Annotated in this window: 3 protein-coding genes and 1 tRNA gene; 2 read left to right on the top strand and 2 right to left on the bottom strand. The window is 70.8% G+C overall.

Going from position 1 to position 2,971, the window contains the following annotated elements:
- Positions 1 to 152: 152 nt before the first annotated feature.
- Entirely contained in the window at positions 153 to 563 is a 411-nt protein-coding gene (locus FK219_RS13210) for an SseB family protein (protein ID WP_235923975.1), read from the top strand.
- 38 nt (positions 564 to 601) lie between these two features.
- Here FK219_RS13210 and radA read toward each other — a convergent pair whose 3' ends face one another.
- The gene (gene radA / locus FK219_RS13205; protein WP_152584333.1) at positions 602 to 1,948 is read right to left on the bottom strand and encodes a DNA repair protein RadA; all 1,347 of its coding nucleotides are present in this window, start codon (positions 1,946 to 1,948) and stop codon (positions 602 to 604) included.
- Between the two features lie 84 nt (positions 1,949 to 2,032).
- The gene (locus FK219_RS13200; RefSeq protein ID WP_165638155.1) at positions 2,033 to 2,674 is read right to left on the bottom strand and encodes an SGNH/GDSL hydrolase family protein; all 642 of its coding nucleotides are present in this window, start codon (positions 2,672 to 2,674) and stop codon (positions 2,033 to 2,035) included.
- 86 nt (positions 2,675 to 2,760) lie between these two features.
- Between FK219_RS13200 and FK219_RS13195 the strand changes: the two genes are divergently transcribed.
- Positions 2,761 to 2,848, top strand: a tRNA-Ser gene (locus FK219_RS13195).
- Positions 2,849 to 2,971: the final 123 nt, after the last annotated feature.

Below are 2,971 nucleotides of genomic sequence, written 5' to 3'. Positions count from 1 at the left end.
TCGCCTGGTGGATAGGCCAGCCCCCACAGGCTGGCAACCCACGATTACGCGAATCGAGGCCCCAGCCTCAAGAACCGGACCGAAGACCCATATCGTCTAGAGCGGAGCATCCGGAGTCGTCGTCGGGTCGGGCCCTGCGTAGGCTGGTAGCGATGTCGAAGAAGAAGCGCCCCGCTCAGCCAGCCCTGCCGCCCTCGAGCCTGCCGCCCGAGCAGCAGCTCGCTGCCGCCCTTGAGAAGCAGGATGCCGCGGCCGTCGCCTTCGCGCTGCGCAACGACCACGTCATCGTGCCGCTGCTGCCCGTCGACGGGCCGCCGCAGGTGCGCGTCTTTCGGCGAGGGGAGAGCGACAAGTACATGCTGCTGCTGTTCTCGAGCCCCGAGGCCTACGTGGCGATGGTGCCGCAGGAGACCGACCACCGAGTGCTGCCCTACGACGCGGCGACGCTGCTCGAGTTTCTCGAGCAGAACCTCGGCGTGCTCGAAGCGGTGTGGTTCGACGTGGCCGGCCCGCACGCCATGCAGGCTGAGCCGCAGGACGTGCTCGACGCGCTGCGCGTCTGAGCCTACGAGGACTGAGCCGAGCAGGACTGAGCGGACCCTCAGAACTCGGGGATGCCCGCGGGCTCGTCGGCGGCGCTCGCGAACGCGAGCCGCACGGCTTCGCGCACGTGCACGGCGCTCGCGTCGACGATGCTCGTGTAGCCGAGCCGTGCACCTTCGGCGGCGCGCTGCGGTGCCCCGGCGACGGCGCGGATCTCGCCCGCGAGGCTGATCTCGCCGATTGCGGCGAGGTGCGGGTCGAGCGCCTTCTCGCGGCGGGCGCTCGCGATGGCGAGAGCGATGGCGAGGTCGGCGCCGGGCTCGGTGAGGCGAATGCCGCCGACCGTCGAGACGTACACGTCGAAGCCACTGAGCGGCATGCCGCAGCGGCGCTCGAGCACGGCGAGCAGCATGGCGACGCGCGAGGAGTCGACGCCGTTGACGACCCGCCGCGGCTGCGGAGCATTCGAGGCGACGATGAGCGCCTGCACTTCGACGGGCAGGGCGCGGCGCCCCTCCATCGCGATGGCGACGCACGTGCCGCTCACCGGTGTGGTCGACCCCGAGCGGAACAGGATCGACGGGTCGGCGACCTCCGCGATGCCGTCCCCCGTCATCTCGAAGCAGCCGACCTCGTCGGTGGGGCCGTAGCGGTTCTTGAGCGCGCGCACGAAGCGCAGCGCCGTCTGGCGGTCGCCCTCGAACTGGCACACGACGTCGACGAGGTGCTCGAGCAAGCGCGGCCCGGCGATCGTGCCGTCCTTCGTCACGTGGCCGACGAGCACGACGGGCAGGTCGCGGTCCTTCGCGACGCGGATGAGCGTCGCCGCGACCTCTCGCACCTGCGAGACGCCGCCCGCGAGACCGTCGACGAGGGAGGACGCGACCGTCTGCACGGAGTCGACGATGAGCAGCTCGGGCCGTACCTCGTCGAGCTGGCCGAGGATCGTGGCCAGGTCGGTCTCCGCGGCCAGGAAGAGCTCGGAGCTGAGGGCGCCCGTGCGGCCCGCCCGCAAGCGCACCTGGGCCACCGACTCTTCCGCGCTCACGTAGAGCACCCGCTGGCCGCGCTTCGCCGCGCGAGCGGCGACCTCGAGCAGCAGCGTCGACTTGCCCACGCCCGGCTCGCCCGAGAGCAGGATCGCGGCGCCCGGCACGATACCGCCGCCGAGCACGCGGTCGAACTCGACGATGCCCGTGGGCGTGTGGCTCTCGTCTCGAGGGGCGATGTCGGTGATGGGGCGGGCAGCCCGGCCCTCGGCGACCCGGGCCGGCGCGGTGTGCCGCGTCGGCGCATCCTTCTCGATCACGGTGCCCCACTGCTGGCACTCACCGCAGCGCCCCGCCCACTTGAGGGTCGTCCAGCCGCACTCCGTGCAGACGAAGTTCGCGGTCGGTCGGGCCATGCCACCAGAGTACGGGCGGCCACCGACGTTATTGTGCTGCCTCCACCCACCTGGCGCTCGACGGTGCGGCGAGAACACAGCGCCTCAGCTCAGGGCACGCGCCCGCCGCGTGACCGCGCCCGCGAACGCCGACTCCCACACGCGGTAGCCGCGCGCGCTCGGGTGGAACTGATCCCACGCGAAGTCCGGAAAGCTGCCCCACCCCCGCCGAAACTCGGTCACCCGGTGCAGCGGCGCGAGCGCCAGCCGGTGCGCGCGCACCCGGTCGGCGATCATGCGGGACGCGATGACGGCATCCAACTCTCGCGGACCGAAGTGGAAGCACGGCAGGTCGGCCACGATCGCGTGCGACGGCAAGGCGCCCAGCAGCAGCTCGACCTCGGCGCCGAACTCGTCGCGGTCGAAGCGGCGCATGTCGTTCGCCCCCGCGGTGACGGTCAGCAGGTCGGGGGTGAGACCGGCGAGCTGGGGTAGCTGCTCGTCGATAACGTCCTTCACGCGTGCGCCGTAGCGGCTGAGGTTGACGACCCGCACGCTGCGGCCCGTGGTGCGCTGCAGCCGGGCCGCGAGCAGTCCCACGTAGCTCGCGTCGAGATCGCTCGTGCCCACCCCCTGCGCGGCAGAGTCGCCGAGCGCCACGTACAGCAGCTCACCCAGCTGCTGCGCGCGGCGCCGCCACGCGGCACGGCGCGATTCGAGCCACGGCGTGCGCAGAGAGGCGGTCACGACTCGCATCGTATCGATCCCCGGATGCTCGCCCGCACCCCGCGCTCAGTTCGACCCGCGCAGGCCGCTGTACTACACTCTCCCGCGGTGACGTGTCCGAGCGGCCGAAGGTGCAACTCTCGAAAAGTTGTGTAGGGTAACCCCCTACCGTGGGTTCAAATCCCACCGTCACCGCTCGTGTGATGTCTCACGACATCTGCAACGGCCGAACCTATTTTTGGGTTCGGCCGTTTGCCTTTTCTAGGGGCTGATAGTTCTTCTCGAGGTCGATGACGAGTTCGCGGATGACTTCTCCTG

Origin of the sequence: Microcella pacifica, assembly GCF_009371975.2 — a bacterium.
GTDB lineage: Bacteria > Actinomycetota > Actinomycetes > Actinomycetales > Microbacteriaceae > Microcella > Microcella pacifica.
This window is presented reverse-complemented; position numbering and strand designations above follow the sequence as displayed.